General features: G+C 68.5%; 22 protein-coding genes. 3 read left to right on the top strand and 19 right to left on the bottom strand.

All coding sequences use genetic code 11. The annotated features are described in order from the left end of the window. Nucleotides 1-10: 10 nt before the first annotated feature. The 11 genes from AC1DER_RS14495 to AC1DER_RS14445 form a co-directional block, all read right to left on the bottom strand. Nucleotides 11-574 (bottom strand): superoxide dismutase family protein, encoded by a 564-nt coding sequence (locus AC1DER_RS14495; RefSeq protein ID WP_477245366.1) that lies wholly within the window; start codon nucleotides 572-574, stop codon nucleotides 11-13. Between the two features lie 212 nt (nucleotides 575-786). Further along, the gene (gene ntrC / locus AC1DER_RS14490) at nucleotides 787-2,190 is read right to left on the bottom strand and encodes a nitrogen regulation protein NR(I) (RefSeq protein ID WP_477245368.1); all 1,404 of its coding nucleotides are present in this window, start codon (nucleotides 2,188-2,190) and stop codon (nucleotides 787-789) included. After that, the gene (locus tag AC1DER_RS14485; protein ID WP_477245370.1) at nucleotides 2,187-3,260 is read right to left on the bottom strand and encodes a two-component system sensor histidine kinase NtrB; all 1,074 of its coding nucleotides are present in this window, start codon (nucleotides 3,258-3,260) and stop codon (nucleotides 2,187-2,189) included. The genes ntrC and AC1DER_RS14485 overlap by 4 nt, the downstream gene beginning before the upstream one ends. A gap of 9 nt (nucleotides 3,261-3,269) precedes the next feature. Then, entirely contained in the window at nucleotides 3,270-3,467 is a 198-nt protein-coding gene (locus AC1DER_RS14480) for an antibiotic biosynthesis monooxygenase family protein (RefSeq protein WP_477245372.1), read from the bottom strand. 21 nt (nucleotides 3,468-3,488) lie between these two features. Then, entirely contained in the window at nucleotides 3,489-4,403 is a 915-nt protein-coding gene (locus AC1DER_RS14475) for a helix-turn-helix domain-containing protein (RefSeq protein WP_477245374.1), read from the bottom strand. 106 nt (nucleotides 4,404-4,509) lie between these two features. Further along, nucleotides 4,510-4,890, bottom strand: coding sequence for a hypothetical protein (locus tag AC1DER_RS14470; RefSeq protein ID WP_477245376.1), 381 nt, complete (start codon nucleotides 4,888-4,890; stop codon nucleotides 4,510-4,512). An 83-nt stretch (nucleotides 4,891-4,973) separates the two neighbouring features. Then, complete coding sequence (locus AC1DER_RS14465) at nucleotides 4,974-5,327, bottom strand: response regulator (RefSeq protein WP_477245378.1); 354 nt, start codon at nucleotides 5,325-5,327, stop codon at nucleotides 4,974-4,976. Next, complete coding sequence (locus AC1DER_RS14460; protein ID WP_477245380.1) at nucleotides 5,302-7,092, bottom strand: sensor histidine kinase; 1,791 nt, start codon at nucleotides 7,090-7,092, stop codon at nucleotides 5,302-5,304. The genes AC1DER_RS14465 and AC1DER_RS14460 overlap by 26 nt, the downstream gene beginning before the upstream one ends. Nucleotide 7,093: 1 nt before the next feature. Then, nucleotides 7,094-8,404 carry a tetratricopeptide repeat protein gene (locus AC1DER_RS14455; protein WP_477245382.1) on the bottom strand — a complete coding sequence of 437 codons (1,311 nt, stop codon included), beginning with the start codon at nucleotides 8,402-8,404 and terminating at the stop codon, nucleotides 7,094-7,096. Continuing rightward, nucleotides 8,401-8,553 (bottom strand): hypothetical protein, encoded by a 153-nt coding sequence (locus AC1DER_RS14450; RefSeq protein WP_477245384.1) that lies wholly within the window; start codon nucleotides 8,551-8,553, stop codon nucleotides 8,401-8,403. Before AC1DER_RS14450 ends, AC1DER_RS14455 begins: the two co-directional genes overlap by 4 nt. Continuing rightward, nucleotides 8,550-10,028, bottom strand: a complete 1,479-nt coding sequence (locus AC1DER_RS14445) for a glycosyltransferase family 2 protein (protein WP_477245386.1) — start codon at nucleotides 10,026-10,028, stop codon at nucleotides 8,550-8,552. The genes AC1DER_RS14450 and AC1DER_RS14445 overlap by 4 nt, the downstream gene beginning before the upstream one ends. Nucleotides 10,029-10,192: 164 nt before the next feature. Here AC1DER_RS14445 and AC1DER_RS14440 point away from each other — a divergent pair, with 164 nt between their 5' ends. From AC1DER_RS14440 to AC1DER_RS14430, 3 genes are read left to right on the top strand one after another with little or no spacing between them, the layout of a single operon-like run. After that, nucleotides 10,193-11,161 carry an ATP-grasp domain-containing protein gene (locus tag AC1DER_RS14440; RefSeq protein WP_477245388.1) on the top strand — a complete coding sequence of 323 codons (969 nt, stop codon included), beginning with the start codon at nucleotides 10,193-10,195 and terminating at the stop codon, nucleotides 11,159-11,161. Continuing rightward, the gene (locus AC1DER_RS14435) at nucleotides 11,137-11,763 is read left to right on the top strand and encodes a histidine phosphatase family protein (RefSeq protein ID WP_477245390.1); all 627 of its coding nucleotides are present in this window, start codon (nucleotides 11,137-11,139) and stop codon (nucleotides 11,761-11,763) included. The genes AC1DER_RS14440 and AC1DER_RS14435 overlap by 25 nt, the downstream gene beginning before the upstream one ends. After that, the gene (locus AC1DER_RS14430; protein ID WP_477245392.1) at nucleotides 11,753-12,148 is read left to right on the top strand and encodes a hypothetical protein; all 396 of its coding nucleotides are present in this window, start codon (nucleotides 11,753-11,755) and stop codon (nucleotides 12,146-12,148) included. Before AC1DER_RS14435 ends, AC1DER_RS14430 begins: the two co-directional genes overlap by 11 nt. 24 nt (nucleotides 12,149-12,172) lie before the next feature. Here AC1DER_RS14430 and AC1DER_RS14425 read toward each other — a convergent pair whose 3' ends face one another. From AC1DER_RS14425 to AC1DER_RS14390, 8 genes are all read right to left on the bottom strand, one after another. Then, the gene (locus AC1DER_RS14425) at nucleotides 12,173-13,177 is read right to left on the bottom strand and encodes a PIG-L deacetylase family protein (protein ID WP_477245394.1); all 1,005 of its coding nucleotides are present in this window, start codon (nucleotides 13,175-13,177) and stop codon (nucleotides 12,173-12,175) included. A gap of 9 nt (nucleotides 13,178-13,186) precedes the next feature. Next, nucleotides 13,187-14,059 (bottom strand): acid phosphatase, encoded by an 873-nt coding sequence (locus AC1DER_RS14420; RefSeq protein WP_477245396.1) that lies wholly within the window; start codon nucleotides 14,057-14,059, stop codon nucleotides 13,187-13,189. Nucleotides 14,060-14,144: 85 nt separating this feature from the next. Continuing rightward, nucleotides 14,145-15,191 carry a sialidase family protein gene (locus tag AC1DER_RS14415; RefSeq protein WP_477358078.1) on the bottom strand — a complete coding sequence of 349 codons (1,047 nt, stop codon included), beginning with the start codon at nucleotides 15,189-15,191 and terminating at the stop codon, nucleotides 14,145-14,147. A 31-nt stretch (nucleotides 15,192-15,222) separates the two neighbouring features. After that, nucleotides 15,223-16,782 (bottom strand): sodium/sugar symporter, encoded by a 1,560-nt coding sequence (locus AC1DER_RS14410; protein WP_477245400.1) that lies wholly within the window; start codon nucleotides 16,780-16,782, stop codon nucleotides 15,223-15,225. After that, nucleotides 16,779-17,702: an SMP-30/gluconolactonase/LRE family protein gene (locus AC1DER_RS14405; protein WP_477245402.1), complete on the bottom strand. Its 924-nt coding sequence runs from the start codon at nucleotides 17,700-17,702 to the stop codon at nucleotides 16,779-16,781. Before AC1DER_RS14405 ends, AC1DER_RS14410 begins: the two co-directional genes overlap by 4 nt. Nucleotides 17,703-17,704: 2 nt before the next feature. Beyond that, complete coding sequence (locus AC1DER_RS14400) at nucleotides 17,705-18,496, bottom strand: SDR family NAD(P)-dependent oxidoreductase (protein ID WP_477245404.1); 792 nt, start codon at nucleotides 18,494-18,496, stop codon at nucleotides 17,705-17,707. 7 nt (nucleotides 18,497-18,503) lie between these two features. After that, nucleotides 18,504-19,652 carry a galactonate dehydratase gene (gene dgoD / locus AC1DER_RS14395; RefSeq protein ID WP_477245406.1) on the bottom strand — a complete coding sequence of 383 codons (1,149 nt, stop codon included), beginning with the start codon at nucleotides 19,650-19,652 and terminating at the stop codon, nucleotides 18,504-18,506. Further along, nucleotides 19,649-20,299, bottom strand: coding sequence for a 2-dehydro-3-deoxy-6-phosphogalactonate aldolase (locus tag AC1DER_RS14390; protein ID WP_477245408.1), 651 nt, complete (start codon nucleotides 20,297-20,299; stop codon nucleotides 19,649-19,651). The genes dgoD and AC1DER_RS14390 overlap by 4 nt, the downstream gene beginning before the upstream one ends. Nucleotides 20,300-20,307 lie beyond the last annotated feature (8 nt).

Here is a 20,307-nt window from a genome sequence, read left to right as displayed (position 1 = left end):
CACGGTGCGGTTACTGGGTGACGGTGATGACGCCGCAGGCCACGCGGCCGCCGGCATTGCCCGTGGGCTGGGTCTTGTAGTCGTCGGGACTGGCGTGGACGATCACCGCCTTGCCGGCGACGTCGTTGCCGGCACCGCCGCCGAGGGTGACGCCACTGGCGTGCACGTCGACCTTCGCCACGCCGTCGGCATCGGCGACGATGTTGTTCATGTCGCCGCCGTGGTGCGCGCTGCTGTCCACCTTTCCGTGCGGCGAACCCGTCGGATTGAAGTGGCCGCCGGCGCTGCTGGCGTCGGCTGCGCTGCAGTCGCCCTTCTCGTGGATGTGGATGGCGTGGGTGCTGTTGGGAGCGAAGCCGCCGATCTCGCCGGTGATGTGCACGCCATCGCCCATCGGCACCACGCTCAACTTGCCGCTGACCAGGCTGGCCGATGCCGCGGCGAGATTGACGGTTGCGGCCTTGGCGGTCGACACCGCGGTCGGCGTGGCTTCCCTGGTCTTTGGCGTGGAGCTGCAGGCAGCCACGACCACCACTGCGGTGGCGGCGAGCAAAGTGTTCAGCGTCTTGTTCATCGACTTCTCCGTGGGGTGACGGGTCCGGCGCACCGGGCCGCGTCGTTTGATCCGAGCCGGATCGCATCGCAGCCTAGCTGCGCGGCGGTCATCCAGCGGTGAAATGGCAACCGGCCGGCGTTCACGCCGGCCTCGCAAACCTCGGCGCGCCTGCGCCGCGGGCATCACGACATCTTCCGCTGCGGGCGGCGGCGAGCCGTTGCAGCGACGGCTCAGGATCGACGCCGGCCGGGGCCAAGCTTGCGTGTCAGCGTGTTGCGACCCAGGCCCAGCCGCGCCGCCGCCTCGGTGCGGCGGCCGCCGGTGTGCTCCAGGGCCGCCTCGAACAGCGCCCGTTCGAAGCGCTCGCGCGCCTGCGCGTGGATGTCGTCACTGCCGAGCGCCAACTGCGCCCGCGCCCATGCCGCCAGCCGCGCGTCCCAATCATGGTCGTCGCCAGCGGCGCTGTCCTTGCCCGGCGTGGCGGCAAGCGCTTCGTCCAGGTCGGCGCGCGCGATGGTTTCGCCCGGAGCGAGTGCGGCCAGTCGCCAGCACAGGTTTTCCAGCTGACGCACGTTGCCGGGCCAGTCGTAGGCGAGCATGCGTTCCAGCGCCGGTTTGGCCAGGCGCTTGGGTGGCGCATCGAATCGCACTGCCGCCGAGGCGAGGAAGCGTTCGGCCAGGCGCGCGATGTCCTCGCGCCGCTCGCGCAGCGGTGGCAGGTGCAGCCGCACGACATCGAGCCGGTGCAGCAGGTCGGCGCGGAAGCGACCGTCGGCGACCAGCGCTTCGAGGTCCTGGTGGGTGGCGGCGATCACGCGCACGTCGACGCGGATCAGTTCGCGTCCGCCGACGCGGAAGAACTCGCCTTCGGCCAGCACGCGCAGCAACCGCGTCTGCAACGGCAGCGGCATGTCACCGATCTCGTCGAGGAACAGCGTGCCGCGGTGGGCCTGTTCGAAACGGCCGGTGTGACGGCGCTGGGCGCCGGTGAAGGCGCCGGCCTCGTGGCCGAACAGTTCGCTTTCCAGCAGCTCCGACGGTATCGCCGCGGTGTTCAACGCAACAAACGGCTGCCCGGCGCGCGGCGATTCGCGGTGCAGCGCGCGAGCGACCAGTTCCTTGCCGGTACCCGTCTCGCCGGTGATCAGCACCGACAACGGCGCCTGCGCCAGGCGCCCGATCGCGCGGAACAAGGTCCGCATCGCCGGGGTATCGCCGATCAGGGCATCGTCCTTGGGCAATTCGGACGGCGCCGGCGCTGCGCTCTCGCCAACCGCCGCCAGCGTGCGCGCCGCCAGTGCGACGGCTTCGTCGAGGTCGAAAGGTTTGGAGAGGAATTCGTGGGCGCCGCCGCGGAAGGCGCCGGCGGTGCTGGCGACGTCGGTGTAGGCGCTCATCACGATCACCGGCAGTTGCGGCACCTGCGCCTTCAGGCGTTCGAGCAGGACCAGGCCGTCATCGCCCGGCATGCGCACGTCGGTGAAGAGAAGGTCGGGCGCGCCGCGGTCGGCCAGCGCGGCCAGGGCATCGGCCGTATTCTCGAATCCGTCGACGCTGTAACCGCCCTCGCGCAGTGCCGTGGCGAGCACGAAGCGCACGCCACGATCGTCGTCGACCACCCAGATCCTTTTCACGTGCCTTCCTCTTCCTCGATCTGCAGCGGCAACAGCAGGGTGAACACGGTGTGGCCGGGTCGCGAACGGTACGCCAGCGAGCCGCGGTGCTCGCGCGCGACCTGCTGGGCCAGGGCAAGGCCCAGGCCGCTGCCTTCTGCACGGCCCGAGACCAGCGGCAGGAACAGCTGTTCGGCCAGCTCGTCGGGAACGCCGCGGCCGTCATCGACGATTTCCAGGCGCATGGCGATGGGGTGCACGGCATCGCCGATGCGAACTGCGTGCTCGGCGCGCGTGCGCAGGGTGATGTTGGTGGCGCCGGCTTCGATGGCGTTGCGCACCAGGTTCCATACCGCCTGCACCAGGCGATCGGCGTCGCCGCCGAATTCGGGCAGGCTGGGGTCGTAGTCGCGGACCAGGCGCACGGCCCAGCCGGCGTCGCTCTCGGCCAGGCGCAGCACGCGTTCGAGCACAGCGTGGATGTTCAGCGGCGCATGCGGGCGCGGCGGTGCGGGTGTGAGCAGCTGGTCCACCAGCGCGGTCAGGCGTTCGACTTCGCTGCCGACCAGGGCCACCAGTTCGCCGGCGTCGCTGTTGACGGCGGTGTCGGCGTCGATGCGCCGGGCCAGCAGCTGCGCGGCGCCCTTGAGGCCGGCCAGGGGATTGCGCAGTTCGTGCGCCAGGCCCTTGAGCGAGGCCGACAGGGCCGACGGCAGCAGCAGCGCCGGGTCGTCGCCGGGAAATTCGTCGACCGGATGCGCTTCGAGCAGCCAGCCGCCTTCTTCACGGCGGCTCAGCCAGACATCGGCGAAGCACTCGTCACCGTCGGCGAAGCGCAGGCGGCTGCGGCGCAGTCGCAGCGGCGCATCGGCGGCCGCATCGAGACGGCGCATGGCATGGGCGAAGTGGCCGTCACCGCCATCGAGCCCGGCCAGTGGCCAGGCCACCAGCCGCCTCGCACTGACCCCGAGCCAGCGCGAGAACGCGGCATTGCAGCCGACGATCGCGCCTTCCTCGTCGCTCCACGCCAGCGGCGTGGTCAGGCCGTCGAGGTCGGGCCGGTCGAAATCGGTCGGGGCGGGCACGGACATTGCACCATGTTAGTGCAAGAGCGCGGCCCCGGTCGCCGTCGTGTAGCTGTACCAGACGTCGTCCGGGCCTCGATGCAGCCGCGAGCCGAGTGAGCCGCGCTCGGTCAGCAGCAGGTGGGTGACCTTCGACCAGGCCTCGACGAACCCTTCTTCGCGGCCAGGATGCAGGCGCCAGCGATAAAGGGCGCAGAAGACAGGCGTCGACATCACTTCGAGTCTTTGTCAGTGTCACGTTGATCGCGTTGTGCCGGGCGTTGCTGCCAGCTGCGATGGGCTGACGCCGAGCATGCGCCGCATGCATCGTGCCATGTGGCTGGGATGGGCGAAGCCGGTTGCCAGTGCGATGCCGGTGATGTCCAGGTCGCCCTGGCTCAGCAGCAGGCGCGCGCGCTCCACGCGACGCTGCATGACGAAGCGATGCGCGGGCATGCCCACCGCATTCCTGAACAGCGGCTTGAAGTGCGAAACGCTGTAGCTGGCAACCGCGGCGAGGTCGGCCAGCGACAGGTCTTCGTCCAGGTGCGCTTCGATGTAATCGACCACGCGCTGCAACCGCCACGCCGGCAACGCACTGGCCTGACCAGGCAGTCGTGGCAGATGCGCATCCGCGGAGGACCTGCGCGAACCGACTGCCAGCACGCGCGCCGCCAGTGTGCACGCCAGGCTGTCGGCGAAGAGGCGACCGGATGGATAGCCGTCGAGGGCCTCGCTGCGCATCATCCAGCCGATCCGTTCGATCTGGGGATCGCGGACATGGATCGCAGGCGCGGGATCGGACGCGTCCGCACCCAGGCGCATTGCATCGGCTGCCTGCCGCATCATCTCCGGCGCCAGCCGCAGCAGCAGCGATGTGGCGGGCGCGGACAGGATCCAGCGCGTGCTGGAACCGGCGGGCACCACGCAGAACTGTCCATGCAGGCGGGTTCCGCGGCGCTCGGCCCGCTCGGCCCGGTACGAAACCGGGACCGGACCACCGACGTGCAGGCAAAGGACGTGGCGATGGTCGACGGGCGAATCAAAGCGCCCCGATGGCACGGGCGAGGTGAGCACGTCGAGCCATGGCAGGCGCGATCCCGGCGGGGAACCCGCCAGGGCTTGTGTCGGAGCAACCGGGTAGCACGAGGGCCGGGCGGCGTCGGTCATGGCCGTCATGGTTCTACCTCCCCCGGGGAGCGAAGAAGGCCCGAAAGTCACCCTTCGTGCCTGCAGCTCCGTATCGCCGACGTTGCCGTCGCGGTGGCTGCCACGCCTAGTGCGCCCCCGCCAACCTGGCGCACTTGGACATGGTGTCGAACACTTTCTTCTCCGCCGCGGGTGGCGCGGGGAGGGTGTTGAGCGCCTTGAGTTCTTCGATGGTGCTGGTACTTGCGATACCTGCTGCCGAGCATCGGCAATAGACCTCCCGTCGGGCCGCGGTCAGTCCGCGTTTCAGTTGCGTCTTGCTCAGGCAGCTGTCGAGTGTGGTCTGGCGGAAGTTTTCCCTGAAGGCCTGGTCCGCCTTGTCCGCCTGGTCAGCGCAGGCAGCGATGGACAGGCAGGCGGCCACCAGCAGCGCTGGAAGGCACCTGCGAATCCGCTGACCTGTAACCCTGACCGCAGCAGGACCATCCCCGAGCCTGACCAGTTGCATGCGCTTCCCCAGATGGGCGCGGCGTGGCCCCGCTGCGGATTGTAGGTCCAACGCAGGGGCATGCAAGGCGCGCAGGCATACGCTCACATTCCTTTGAACGCCGCTTCCACCGCGCCGATGCTGACCGGCTTCTGCAGGACTCCATCGAAGCCGCTCTCGAGCAGCGCCTCCATCTCCTCTGGCAGCACCGAGGCAGTGTAGGCGACGATCCGCAGCGACCCGCGCTGTTGTTGTCGCAACGCCCGGCAGACCGCACGGCCGTCCATGCCCGGCATGCCGATGTCGAGCAGCACGGCGTCGAAGGGCTGGTGCTGGAAGCATTCAAGGGCGGATGTCCCGTTCTCGCATTCGACCGTCGACCAGCCAGCGCGCTCGAGGATGGCGCGGGCGAGTTTCCGGTTGACCAGGTCGTCATCGACTATCAGAACGTGCGGCATGGCTTGCGCCCTCTGTGGTTGCGGCCTGCACCGGTGCGCCCGGATCGCCTGCGTGCGGCCCGCGTAGCGGGATCCAGAACGTGACCGTCGTACCTTCCGATTGCTTCGACACCACCTCGATCCCGCCGCCGTGCAGGGCGATCAGTTCCCGGGAGAACGCCAGGCCCAGCCCGGCGCCGGCCTGGGCCATGGCCTCTTCGTCGCGGCCTTCGCTGAAGGGTTCGAACAGATGGCTCTTGACCGTATCGCTCATACCTATGCCGGTATCGGAGACGCGAACCGTGACCTGTTCGCCCTCGATGTAGAGGTCCATGCCGATGTGGCCGGTGCGGGTGAACTTGACGGCGTTGTGCAGCAGGTTGTTCATGACTTCGCGGATGCGCACGCCATCGCAGATCACCGTTTCGGGGAAGTCGGCGGCGATGTCGAGGCGATACTCGAGTCCCTTGCCTTCGGCGACGATCGCGTGCGTCCTGGACACGCTCATCGCGGTCTGGCGCAGATCGACTTCGCGCAACTGCAGATGCAGCTTGCCGTGCCGCAGCTTGGTCAAGTCCAGGATCATGTTGACCAGGTCGAGCAGATAGCCGGCGCTGTCGTGGATGTATTGACCGTACTGGCGCTGTTCGGCTTCGCCGGAAGTGGTCTTGACCAGCTCCGAGAAGCCGAGGATGCCGTTGAGCGGCGTGCGCAGGTCGTGCGAGATCTTGGCAAGGAATTCGGACTTGAGCTGGTTGGCTTGCCGTTCGCTCCTGGCCAGGCGCTGCAGTGTCCGCCGCTCGCGCCTGGCGAGCACGGCCGCGAGAACGGTGAGCATGCCCACGCCCAGCGTGAACGCCGAACTCCCGATCAGGTAGATCCGCCGATGCCGATGGAACTCGCGCAACGCGTCGTGGCGGGAGATGCCGACCACGAGGATCAGCTGGTAGTCGCCGAGGTAACCGCCCGACCACAGCCGCGGAACGGCATCGACTTGCGGTTGCGAGACCTGCTGGATGGTGCCGTCCTTGAGGCGGTAGATGACCGGACCCTTGGGCCACCGCGACATCGAGATGGGTGCGCCGCCGACCAGCACCGCGCGCACGCGTCCGTCCAGGCCGAGGATGGCGGCGATGTCCCGGGGACCGAGCTCGACCGTCCCGAACTGACGTGACATCGGACCGACGTTGAGTTTGCGCAGGTTGCTGAGGATCTGGTCCGGGCGGATGCTGGCAATGGCGGCGCCGGAGAACGAACCATCCGGCAGCCTCACCGGCCGGCTGAACACCAGCGTGTCCGGATGCCCCGCATGCGCCGGCAGCGGCGTCGACACCCGTGGCCGGTCGACCACCGGCATGCCCGAAGGCAACACCTTCGACAGCCATGACTTGTCCACCGGAACTTCGCCCAGGACGGTCCGGTTGGCGGCATCGACCACGCCCAGCCGGACCCGATGCGGCCTGACATACCCGGCGCTTCTGAGCAGCTCGATGATGTCGAGGTCGGCATCGTCGGCGACATAGGCCTGCCGGACCACGCGCACCATCCGGTCGAGATCGTCGAGGCGATGCTGGGTCTGTTCGGCGAAGGAGCGGCTGAGTCCATTGGCCTCGCGGTAGCCCTCGGCCAGCGCGCGGTTGCGGTCCTTGGTGATCTGTCCGAGGGTGACGATCCAGGCGAAGCAGATCATCAGCGGACCGATGAGCAACATCAGCACGGCCGGATCGATCCGGCTCGTCCAGCGGCGCAGGCGTGACTCGCGCAGGGGAGGCGCCCCGGTCGTCATGCTATTGCCACTCCAGCCGCCAACCCGCGATCAGCTCGGTTTCGTTTCCCAGCGTGCGGTGTTCGATGCCGAAGGTGATGGCCTGGCGATGCGGCAATGGCCACACACCACGTACGTGCGAGATGAAGTTGTCCGGGTCCGTGCCGTAGCCGACGCCGGCGGTCAGCTGCAGGCGTTCGCGCTCATGGGTGAGGTCGGCAACGTAGGCGGTCGTGTTCGTGCCGAAGGTCGGATCGCCGTGGTACGCGACCAGCGTGGCGTAGGTCCAGGTCGACGTCGGCACGCTCAGACCCAGGTGCCAGAGCCGGTCGTGCGCGGGCGTGGCGCCGAATTGCTGGCGCACGCCGGCAAAGCCCTGCACGCGGCCGCCGAGTTTGTGGCCGACGTTGAGCTCGACGCGTTGTTCGTCCTCGACGCTGTCGTGTTGCCGGTACTCGTAAGCGACTTCCCAGAAGTACTGGCCCGGAACGCGCCGAAGCCAGCTGAGGCGGCCGGCATTGAGCGGCAGCACGGCCCGGTCCCTGGGGTCGAGCGAAACCAGTTCGCGATCGTTGTTGACGTACGTCGCGCGGAAGACGTCGCGCACGTTCGGCGCGATCTCCAGGTCGGCGAGCAGGCGGTTGGAATCGCCCGCCGCCAGATCCTCCCGGCCCGCCATCAGGTCGAGTCGATAGCGCCAGCCCTGCGCCAGCTGGGCAAATCCGGCCTGCACCTCCGGATCGTCGGGCCATGCCGCCTGCAACGGTTGCAGGCGCTCGCGCGCGAGGGCGTAACGGCGCTGTTGCAACGCCACCATCGCCAGTCCCGTTTGCGCATCGCGGTCGTCGGGGCTGGTGGCCAGCAATTGCCGATAGATCGCTTCGGCCTCGTCGGGGCGGAACTGCTGGCGCGCGACCCGGGCAAGGCCCAGTCGTGCCGCGCGCGACGACGGATCGGCCTGCAGTACCTGCTCGTAGAGGGTGCGTGCCTTGTCGGGACGTTGCTGGAATTCGTAGGTGACGGCCAACTCCAGCGTTGGCGCCGGCTCACCCGGCGCCTGCTGGTGGGCGCGGGACAGGGCGGCGGCGGCATCGCCCAGGCGCCCCTCGTCGCGCGCACGCACACCGGTCAGCAGGTCGACGCGGTAGTCGGCGGCGGCGACGTCGCGGCACTGGAGCAGCAGCGCGTCGATCTGCGCCGTCGGTGGCGGCTGCTGCGCCATCAGGCGCTGTGCACGGTCCAGATCACACTGCGCGGCAGCGGCGAGCGGTGCAGCGCACGATGCGGCCAGCAGTGCGGCGAGCAGCGGCGGCGGCACGATCGCGGCCTTCATTGTCCGATCCCGTAGCGCAGCAGGACCAGCCCCGCCAACAGGACGAGGATGACGATCTCCGCGTACAGCAGCTGCCGCTCGCGCCGGATGTCGGCCTGCAGGTCTGCGCGGAAGCGGGCCGCGGCTGCGGTGGAGTCGGGTGCGCTCATTCCAGTTGCCTCACCCGGCCGATCTTCACGGTCTTGTCCCAGCTGCGCTCGGCGCCGCGCAACTCGGCGACATAGGCGGCGAACGAAACCGCGCACAGCACCGGGCCATAACCCACCACCGCCAGCAGCGGACGCACCAGCCAGGGCGGTGCACCGGCGCGCTCGAGCCGGTACAGGCCCCAGCCGGCGACCATGCAACCGCCGACCCAGGCATACAGGAGCACCACGACAACGGCGCGCCAGTCCCAGGCCTGGTGCAGCGTCGGGAACGAATTGATCAGGTAGTGCGGCCGATCCGGGAAGATCGACAACGCCATCAGGCCGAGCGACACAAGACCGGGAAACAGGATCCCTTCCAGCCAGGCGCGCCTGGCGGTGAACGGATCGATGAGGCACGAGAACAGCAGCACGAACAGATACACGAATGCGTTGATCAGCCACAGCAGGTGGAACGCGCGCCATGCCCAGCCGTGGTGCAACAGCAACAGGGTCAGGCATGCCGCCATGGCCAGCAGCATCAGGATCGGTGTGAGCACGGTGGCGAACCAGATCAGCCCGAACATCCAGCCGCCGATGCCGCGGTGCGAGAACGGGCGGAACCAGGCATGGCGGAAGGCCCAGGTCAGTTGCAGGTTGCCGCGCGCCCAGCGCAGGCGCTGCTTCCACAGGCTCGACAGCGCATCGGGCTCTTCGGCCCATACGATCGCGTTGCCGTCGAACAGTGCGCGCCTTCCTTGGAGCTCGGTCAGGAAGGTCGTATAGGTGTCCTCGGCCAGTGTCGAGGTGTCGATTGCGCCACCGATGGCGATCAGGTTATCGCGTGAGTGCAGTTGCGCGCCGCCGGCGACGCAGGCCATCACGCCCATCACGTTCTGCGCGCGGCGCGAGGCCGCCTGGGCGGTGATGTACTCGAAAGCGATCGAGCGCGAAACAAACCCGCCCGGCGCGCTGCCTTCCTTGATGTACGCCGTGACCGCACCCACCTCGGGATCGGCCAGGTGGCGCACCATCTTCGTCAACGCGTCGCGGGAGAAGACCACGTCGGCGTCGGTGATCAGCACCGCCTCCATCCAGTCGTCGTCCAGCACGTGCGCCAGGCCGTAGTTGAGCGTGTGCGCCTTGCCCTGCCCGCCCTTCTCGCGACGCAGGTGGAAAACGGTGCCGGGATAGCGCAGGGCCGCCTCGCGCGCCACCTGCGGGGTCTGGTCGGTGCTGGCGTCGTCGATGACGTAGACGCGCAATGCATCGCGCGGGTAGTCCAGCGACATCATGTGCTCGATGGTGTTGTCGATCACCAGGCCTTCGTTCCAGGCCGGGATCAGCACGGCGACGCGTCGCCTCACCGGTGCGCAGCGCGCGTAGTGGTTGCGCACGCCGTGCACGCCCACCAGCAGGAACTGGATGAACGCTGCCAGCTGCGGCGCCGTGCCGAGGAAGACGGCGACCACACACACCCATACCCAGGATTCCTGCATGCGCGTCGCCTCCGGATCGCCTGCGGGCACGCATCCGGCGATGACCGTGGCGCCTGTTTACCACAACGCCTCGTTGCGGCCTGCGAATGCCGCGGCACGTGAAGGCAACCATCACAACGAAGCGGATAGCGTTTCCACGCACCAGCTCCCGGATACGAAGAACCATGCGCGTGTTGGTCACCGGTGCGGGCGGACCTGCAGCGGTCAGCGTCTGGAAATCGCTGGCCGCCGAGCATGAACTGCTGCTCGCCGACATGGACCCCGATTCGCCGGGTCTGTACCTGGTGCCCGCGCAGCAGAGGTTCCTGATTCCGCGGGGCGAATCGCCCGAACTGGTTCCCGCCCTGCTCAAGCTGTGCCGCGCGAACTCGGTGGAAGTGCTGATCTCCACCGTCGATGCCGAACTCGCCCCGGTGGCCGAGGCCACGGCTGCGTTTGCCGCGATCGGCACGCGCGTGCCGCTGTCGCCCGCGCAGGTCCTGCACCGCTGCCGCGACAAATGGGCGCTGCTGTCGCACCTGTCCGGGAATCCCTTCGTTCCGTCCTGCGTGCAGCTTTCGGCAGAGACGTTGCCCACCATCACGCGCTTTCCGTGTTTCGCCAAACCGCGCGCAGGCTCGGGCTCGCGTGGGATTGCCCTGATCGAGAGCGCGCAGGACCTGGCCGACCTGCCGCTGGACGATACGTATCTGGTGCAGGAGCTGTTGCCTGGCCCGGAGTTCTCGGTCGATGTCTATGTGAGCCAGCACGGCGAGCTGGTCGCGGCCGTGCCGCGGGAAAGGATCCGCACCGACTCGGGCATCGCCATCACTGCGCGCACGCTGCACATGCCCGAGCTGATGGAGGCCGCGGCAAACATCGCGCGCACCGTCGGCATCCGCTACGTCGCCAATGTCCAGTTCAAGCAGGCCGTCGATGGCCATTACAAGTTGCTGGAGATCAACCCGAGGTTTCCCGGCAGCCTGCCGTTGACCGGCGCCGCGGGCGTCGACATCCCGCGCCTGCTGATGGACGATCTGCAGGGCAGGCCGCTGCCGGCCGGGCCGATGCCATTCACGGAAGTGTTCATGGTCCGCTATTGGACGGAGAAGTACCTGGACCCGTCGGAATGGCAAGCGCTGTGCCGCCGCTGAGCGTCCAGCTCATCCGACATGCGCAAACCACGGCCAATGCCGGCCAGGTCACGGACAATCACGCCGACATCCGCTTGACCGAACTGGGCGAGCACCAGGCACGCAAGGTGGCCACGTCAATCCGGAATGCGCCGGACCTGATCGTGGTGTCGCCATACCGCCGCACCCTGGATACGGCCCTGCCGCTGATCGAGGCCTATCCGGGGACGGCCGTGGAGACGTGGCCGATCCAGGAGTTCTCCTACCTGGCGCCGGCGCGGGCGAACCGCACCAGCTTCGCCGAACGCAAGCCGATGATCGCCGAGTACTGGCAACGCGCCGACCCCGGGCACGTCGATGGCGAAGGCGCGGAGTCGTTCGCGCAGTTTGTCGCGCGCTTGCGCGCCTTCCACGAGCGGCTGTGGCAACAGTCCGGCCGCGTGGTGACGTTCGGCCACGGCCAGTTCCTCCGCGCCTTCACGCTCGGTCTTCGCGATGGCTTTTCCGGCTCGCGCGAGGCCATGCTCAAGTTCCGCCAGGCCGAGGTCTCCAAGCCGGTGCGCAACGGCGAGATCATTACCGTGACGCTGCCGCCGCCGGGCGAGGTGATCGGTGGACGCTGATGGCGATCTTGATCTGGCTTCGGCGGCGCGCCTGCTGGGCGATGCCGCGCTGGTGCCGCTGGTGGTCGAGGCATTCGCGGCATCCGCGCCACCGCTGCTGCAGCAACTCAGGCAACGCGTGCTGGCCAACGACGAAACCGAAGTGCGACGCCACCTGCATCGCCTGACGCCGACGTTGGCCCTGCTGGCCAGCGGCGACCTGCAGGACCAGTGCGGGCAGGTGTTTTCGATGTGGCACGCGCCGCAGACCGCCGAACGCGAGGCGCGCTCGCTGGCGTTGGTCGACCGCATTGAGTCGCTCGTGCACGAGGCCGCGCACGCTGCCGATCGAGCGGGCGACGACGATCCGCTGACGAAGTTGCGTCCTGACGACGATCCGTCCTGACTGGCGCGAACCTCTCCGTCGAGTTCACGGCCCCCGCTGCCGGACCACTTCCAGCGGTTCGGCCATGACATAACCGGCGAATCGCCCCCAATAGCGCGCAGTTGCCACGATCAGGTCCGGCGCAAGGTAGGCACGCAGCGACGTCTGGCTGGAATAGGCCTCGATGGCCTGGAGCTTGCGCTGCAAATGGTCGCTGATGTCGATGAACTGCCCGGGACGGAATTCGACCGTGGCGGACGGCGTCTGGTAGCAGAAGATGTTGCCGACCGAACGCGCGGCGACCATGCTCGCGCGGTAGGTATTGCGGTGGTCCTGGTGGGTGTCGTACTGGGAATGCGTGTAGATGTGGGTCGGCTGGATGTCGGCGATCGCCTGTTCGATCAGCTCGATGCTGGCGCCGCCCTCGGGCACCATCGTGTCGTTGAGTTCGGCCAGGATCAGGCGCGCCTGCAGCAGCTCGGCTGCAGCGTGCGCCTCGCGCGCGCGGATCCTCGCGTCGCCGCCCTGTGAACCGTGACTCAGGGTAAGGATCGTCACCTCGTCCTGCCTGGCCGCGTGCATCGACAAGGTGCCGCCGCAACCAATCTCGACATCGTCGGGATGCGCGCCCACGGCCAGCACCGAGCGGCGCTCCTGCTTGCGGCGCCGGCGCGTGAGCTGTGCCAGCTTGTGCACCTGCTCCAGGAACACGTCCTTGGCGAAGGGCTTGAACAGCATGCCGTCGGCATGGTTCTGCACGGCGGTGCGCGCGTACTCGGCGCTGACCACGCCGGTCATCACCAGCACGCAGGTCCATTTGTGCGCCGCCTTGACCTCCTGGATCAGCTCCAGCCCGCTGGCGCCGGGCATTTCCACATCGGTGATGACCAGGTCCCAGTCACGGGCGGGCAGCGCCGCCCTGCCCTGCGCGGTGTCCCCGGCGAGTGTCACCTGCGCCAGGTCGCCCTCCTCGAGCCATTGCCGCACGATCAGGGCGTACTCGGGGCTGTCTTCCACCACCAGCACCTGGAGCGGCGGGTTGGGGGACATGTGCGCGGCCTACAGCACGCGCTCGAGCTTGCGCTGCAGCGCGGTCGATTCGGCCGCGCAGTCTCGGCCCGGGGTCAGCCCCTGGCTCCGCGCGGCGGCAATCTCGGCCTTCGCTGCCGCCATGTCGGCCTCGAACGTCGGATCGGCGTGCAGCCTGGCAACGGTCGCCGCTCCCATGAAGCGACCTTCGAGGATGTCGCTCTGCCAGTGCACGTTGCAGACCAGGCGGCTTTCGCCGAACGTGCGCCCGCGCGCGATCACGGCGTCGGCGCGATCGGGGGCCAGCTCGGTGAGGATCAGCGCCCATGCCCAGCCGATCGTCGTGTGACCCGAGGGATACGAGCCATCCTTGCGCAGCGCGGCTTCGTCGTCCGGCGTGCAGCTGGCTTCCTTTGCGAGCACGAACGGACGCGTCCGGTTGTATTCGTTCTTGGCGCCGTAGGTCGAAAGGCCAGCGTCGACCATGCTGCGCTGGAGCAGCATGTACAGGCGCGGCGTCGCCTGTTGCGACACCGGGATGCCAAGCGCGCACTCGAACGTGCCGGCGGCGTGGGGGAAATGCAGTTCGGCATCGCTGACCGCCTGCTGCCAGCGCGGTGTGCCACGCAGGGTGATGGCTTCCTCGCGCACGGCCTGGTCGTGGGCGAACGCGGCCGAACCGGCCGTCGGCGGCTTGGGCACCAGCGCAAGACTGTTGAGGTACTGCTCCTTGTGCAGGTAGCCGGCGGGGATGCCGGGGCGGATTTCGGGTACGGCCGACGGTGCGGGCATGGCCGGTTCCGCGGCGGCAGCGGGCGGGGCCTTGTGTGCCTGGCTGGCGCAGCCGGCGAGCAGGGCCAGGTTCATGCACAGGGCGACATGCAGGACGTGGTGATTGTTCATCGGATGTCTTGGCGGCTCGCTCGACGGTAGACGGAACCTTCCCGACGACGCGGTGAAAGCACCGTGACAGCCGCTGCGCCGTGGCTCAGTGCCCGCTGGATTCCACCACGCGGCCGAAGCGGATCTTCACCGCTCCCGCCTCCACGTTGTTGACGACACCGATCTCGCCGGGCGCGAGTTCATACACGGCCGGCCAGGTATGGCGGAAGCCGAACGGCCACGCCGGCTGCGGCAGGCGCTGCCAGTGCGCGCCGCCATCTTCGCTCCAGCTGACTTCGTTCTGGCAGGAGCTGACAAACGCGGTACCCGCTGCAGTGACCATCACGTGCGGTCCGCAGCGCTGATCGGGAAGCGCGCTGCCCAGGCCCTGCGGCCATCGCGTCCCGTCGGGCGAGACCTTGAAGGACACCGGACAATGCTTGTCCTCTCCGCAGATCTCGAACACAAGCAGATAGCGGCCATCGGGCAGGCGCGCCATGACCGGCATGCCCGGACGCAGCTTGCCGCCGCCGGTTTGGGCGACGATCGATGCCCGCGGTTGCCAGGTCTTGCCGCCGTCGCGCGAGATCCGCTGCGATACCACCTGGTTGTAGGCGGGCGTCGCGTCGGCCAGCGTCTCGTCGGCGTAGAGCACCGACAAGGCGCCATCGGCGAGCACGGACAGCATGGGCTCCCACAGGCCGCGGTCCTTGCGTCCGTTGGGCGCTTCGTTGCGGTCGATGGTGCTCAGGAAGTTCCAGCTGCGCCCCTGGTCATCGCTTGCGTAGAGGTTCAAGCGGTATGACGTGCCATCCACGAGAGAGCGCATCGCCAGCAGCACGCGGCCATCGGCCAGCACCCGCAGTTCGCCGTTGTCGATCTGGCGCCCCGCTTCCGCCCCCACTGAAAGGGGCTGCCACGTTCGCGCGCGATCGCTGCTCGAGGAGATCGCCAGTGTCGACGGCGCGCCCTTCTGGAAGCGGGTTGTCACCGCAAGCCAGCGACCGTCCGGCAAGCGCGCCAGCCGGCCCCAGCCCGCATCGCGCGCTGCAATCGTGGCCGTGTCGCCCCATTCGACCGTGGCAGCGGCGACAGCGATCGACGCCGTCGTCGCGAAGAGGGCGAGGAAGGCGCATGCGAGCCGCTTCCCCATCTGTCGAGCCGCGTCGCCGGGCCGCATGGCGTCACCAGAACGTCGCGTAGAGCGCCACCAGGATCGCCACGACGGCGAACGCGGCGATGTTGAACGACGGCGCGGTGGCATAGCTGACATCGCCGGTGCGGATGCGGTCGCGATGGCCGCTGGCCGTCGTCGCCAGCGCCACCACCGTGGCCAGTGCGAAGGAGAGCAGGAACACCACGCCGATGCGATCCATGAATGGCAGCGTCGGCCAGGCAAACTTGAGCACCAGCGACAGCACGAACGAACCGCTGGCTGCCGCGAGCGCGCCGGCTTCGTTCGCGCGCTTCCAGAACAGGCCTTGCAGGAAGATCACGACGATGCCAGGGGTGAAGAAGCCGGTGAATTCCTGGATGTACTGGAAGCCCTGGTCGAAGCTGCCCAGCAGCGGCCGCGCGGTGAGCACGGCGATCACGATCGCGGTCGCCGCGGCGATGCGGCCGACCCTGACCAGCTTCGCCTGCGGCGCCTGCACGTCGCGCTTGGCATAGAAGTCGAGGGTGAAGATCGTCGCCACCGAATTGATCTTGGATGCCAGCGAGGCCACGATCGCGGCCACCAGCGCGGCGAACACCAGCCCGAGCACGCCACTGGGCAGCAAGCGCATCATCGTCGGGTACGCGGCGTCGGGACGCTCCAGGCCCGGCGCCAGCATCACCGCGGCGATGCCCGGCACGACCACGATCACCGGCATCAGCAACTTCAGGAAGGCGGCGAAGACGATGCCCTTCTGCGCCTCGCGGATGTCCTTGGCGGCGAGCGCACGCTGGATGATGTACTGGTTGAAGCCCCAGTAGCTCAGGTTCGCGATCCACATGCCGCCGATCAGCACGGAGATGCCCGGCAGGTCCTTGTAGAACGGGTTGTCGCGGTCGAGGATCATCTCGAACTTGCCCGGATGCTGCGACCACAGCGTCATGAAGCCATCGGCGATGCTGCCGTGCCCGATCTGCCCCAGGGTGATTCCGGTCACCAGGAGGCCGCCCAGCACCAGCAGCGTCACCTGGACGATGTCGGTCAGCGCCACGGCCTTCAGGCCGCCGTACAGCTGGTACACCAGCGCGAACGCGCCCAGCAGCACCAGCGCCAGCGTCTGGTTGATTCCGGCCACCTGCGACACGGCGATCGATCCCAGCCACAGGATCGAGGTGAGGTTCACGAACACGTACAACCCCAGCCAGAACACCGCCATCAGCGTGCGGATGCGGTTGCCGTACCGCTCCTCGAGGAACTGCGGCATGGTGTTGATGTCGTTGCGCAGGAACACCGGCAGGAACCACTTGCCGACGATCAGCAGCGTCAGCGCGCCCATCCATTCGTAGGACGCGATCGCCAGACCGATGGCATAGCCGGACCCTGACATGCCGATGATCTGCTCGGCCGAGATGTTGGCCGCGATCAGCGACGCGCCGATCGCCCACCACGGCAGCGCGCGGCTGGCGAGGAAATAGTCCTGCGCGGATTTCTGGTGCCCGCCTTTCTCGCGCGAGACCAGCTGGGCCAGGATGAAGATGCCGGCCAGGTAGGCGAGCACGATACCGACGTCGAGAGTGGAAAGGCTCATGCCTGGTCTCTAGCAAGGTGGAGTTTGGTTGCCGCGTGCGGATCGCCGGCAAAACGCGGTTCGGCCAGTCCGGTCACACCCGGTTCCAGCGCGAACACATCGCCGGCATGGCGGTCGGTCGCGCGCGCGGCGGCGTCCATTCCGTCGTGGGCGCTGGTGACATAGAGCGTGCGCAGGTCCGGGCCGCCGAAGGCCGCGCGCGTGGGCTGCGCGGTGGGCAGCCGGATGCTGCGGTCCTGGCTGCCATCGGGGCGGTAACGGACAAGGCGCGATGCGCCCCATTGCGCGTTCCACAGTCCGCCCTCTGCATCAACGGCGGAGCCATCGGGTTCACCCTGGTGCGCCGACAGGTCGACGAAGGTCGAGACCGGGCCGAGCTCGTCGCCGTAGGCGCAGCGATCGATGCGCTGTCGCAGCGAGTCGCAGAAGTACAGCGTGCCGCCGTCCGGGCTGAAGGCGACGCTGTTGGCGATCGCCACGCGCGGCAGCGGCAGGCTCTGCAGCGACAGGTCGGCATTGAGCCGGAAGAACTGGCCCAGCGCCTGTTTCGGCCCCGCGGACGGCTCGTGCATCGTGCCGAAGACGAAGCGGCCCTGGCGATCGCACGCGCCGTCGTTGGCGCGGGTTTCGGGCGCCTGTTCGAGGTGGAGCAGCTCGCGCAGTTCGCCGCTGTCGAGGTGGAAGAACGCCAGCCGCGACGCCAGCGCCAGCAGCAACCAGCCATCGGCCTCGCACAGGGCGAACGAGGCCAGGCGTTCGGGCATCGGCCACGAGCGCACCGCGCCGTCGGCCGGCACGTAGCGCCACAACATCGCGGCGTGGATGTCGGTCCAGTACAGCGCCTGTGCGCGTGGGCACCACACGACGCCCTCGCCCAGCCGGTTGCCGGCGGGCACCGCCACGCGCAGGTCTTCGCCCATGGTCAGACCCAGCCGCCGTCGACGATGAAGCTCTGGCCGGTGCACATGCGGCTGTCATCGGCGGCCAGGAACAGCGCCATCCGCGCCAGGTCGTCGGGCTGCAGGTGGCCGGGCAGGCACTGGGCGCGGCGAATCTGTTCCTCGCCTTCCTCGTCGAGCCAGAGGCGTCGCTGCTTCTCGGTGATCACCCAGCCGGGCACCAGTGCGTTGATGCGGATCCGCTCGTGCCCCAGTTCGCGCGCCAGGCCGTTGACCAGGCCGTGCACCGCCGACTTGTTCATCGCGTACATCGGGTAGCCGGCGTTCTTGATCATCCAGCCGGTCGAGCCCAGGCAGATGACCGAGCCGCCGCCGAGGGCGCGCATGTCGGCGGCCACCGCCTGCGTGGCGAAGTACTGGTGGCGCAGATTGACGGCGACGTTGCGTTCGAAATCGGCGGCGCTGGTCGCGCCGAAGGCATGGCGCACATCGTTGGCGGCGTTGTTGACGAGGACGGCGATCGGACCGATGCGTTCACGCGCCTGCACGATCGCGGCATGCAGCGCGTCCAGGTCGGTGACGTCGCAGCGCAGGTAGAGCGGCGCGTGCTCGACTTCGCCCAGGCTGGCGATGAGGGCCTGGGCGCCGGCGTCGTCGATATCGAGGAACGCTACCCGCGCGCCCTGGGCGGCGAAGTGCGCGACGAAGCTGGCGCCGATGCCGGTCGCGCCGCCGCTGACCAGCACGCTGCGTCCGGACAGGCTGGGGTAGCGGGCCATCTGCCCGGAACCGCCTGGGTTCGTGTGGTCGCTCATCGTCGCCTCACCATTCGGCCACGCTGCCGTCGGCATGGCGCCAGATCGGATTGCGCCAGCGGTGGCCCTCGACGGCGCGTTCGTCAACGTAGCCCTGGTTGATCTCGATGCCCAGCCCGGGGCCGGTCGGCATGGCGACGTAGCCGTCCTGGTAGGCGAACGGCGAACGGTCGGCGAGGTAGTCGAGCAGGTCGTTGGCGGCGTTGTAGTGGATGCCCAGGCTCTGTTCCTGGATGAAGGCGTTGTAGCAGACCGCGTCGAGCTGCAGGTTCGCGGCCAGCGCAATCGGCCCCAGCGGGCAGTGCAGCGCCAGGGCGACGTCGTAGGCTTCGGCCATGGCGGCGATCTTGCGCGTCTCGGTGATGCCACCGGCGTGCGATGGGTCGGGCTGGATGATGTCGACGCCGCCCATCTGCAGCACCCGCTTGAAGTCGAAGCGCGAGTACAGGCGCTCGCCCAGTGCGATGGGCGCGGGCGACAGCGCGGCCAGCTCCGGAATGGCCTCGAGGTGTTCCGACAGCACCGGTTCCTCGATGAACATCAGGCCGAACGGCGCCAGCTCGCGCATCAGCACGCGCGCCATCGGCTTGTGGACGCGGCCGTGGAAGTCCACCGCCAGGCCGATCTCCGGCCCGACCGCATCGCGGACGGCCTGCACATTCTCGAGCACGTGCGTGACCTTCTCGTGCGAATCGACGATCTGCACTTCCTCGGTGGCATTCATCTTGACCGCGGTGAAGCCACGCGACACCGCTTCCTTCGCCGCACGCGCGGTGTCGGCCGGGCGATCGCCGCCGATCCACGAGTACACGCGGATGCGATCACGCACACGGCCACCGAGCAGTTCGTACACCGGCACGCCCAGGGCCTTGCCGTGGATGTCCCACAGCGCCTGGTCGAGGCCGGCCAGGGCGCTCATCAGCACCGGGCCGCCGCGGTAGAAGCCGCCGCGGTAGAGCACGTTCCAATGGTCCTCGATGCGGCGCGGGTCCTTGCCGATCAGGTAGTCCGACAGCTCGTCGACCGCGGCGGCGACAGTGTGCGCGCGGCCTTCCACGATCGGTTCGCCCCAGCCGCTGATCCCCGCATCGGTGTCGATGCGGACGAACAGCCAGCGCGGCGGAACGAGGAAGGTGGTGATGGCGGTGATCTTCATGGATGGGGGTCCGTGTGGGTGCTGCTGGTATTCGTCTGGTGCCAGCCGTCGACGAAGGCGCGCGCACGGCGCCCCACCTCGACGGAATCCATTCCAGGTGCGTAGAGCGCCGAGCCGATGCCGAACCCTGCGGCGCCGGCCTGGCGATAGGCGGACATGCGCTCAGGGGTGACGCCGCCCACGGGCAGCAGCGCCGTGCCGGCAGGCAGCACGCTGAGCCAGGCCTTCAGCACCGGCGGCGGCAACTGCTCGGCCGGGAACAGCTTCAGCGCGTCGGCGCCGGCGTGCAGCGCGGCGAATGCCTCGGTCGGCGTGGCCACGCCGGGGGTGCAACGCATGCCCGCGGCGTGTGCGGCGGCGATGACCGCGGTGTCGGCATGTGGCATCACGATCAGGCGGCCGCCTGCGCGTGCGACCTCCTCGACCTGTCGCGGCGCCAGCACGGTACCGGCACCGACCAGGCAGTGCTCGCCCAGGTCGCGGGCCAGCAGGGCGATGCTTTCCATCGGCCGCGGCGAGTTCAGCGGCACTTCCAGGATGCGAAAGCCGGCATCGAACAATACGGCGCCAATAGCCGGCGCTTCTTCCGGCGTGAGCCCGCGCAGGATGGCAACCAGCGGAAGCGGTTGCAGCCAGGCGGCGCTCATGCGAACAC

Source organism: Lysobacter sp. 05T417, assembly GCF_056396405.1.
This window is presented reverse-complemented; position numbering and strand designations above follow the sequence as displayed.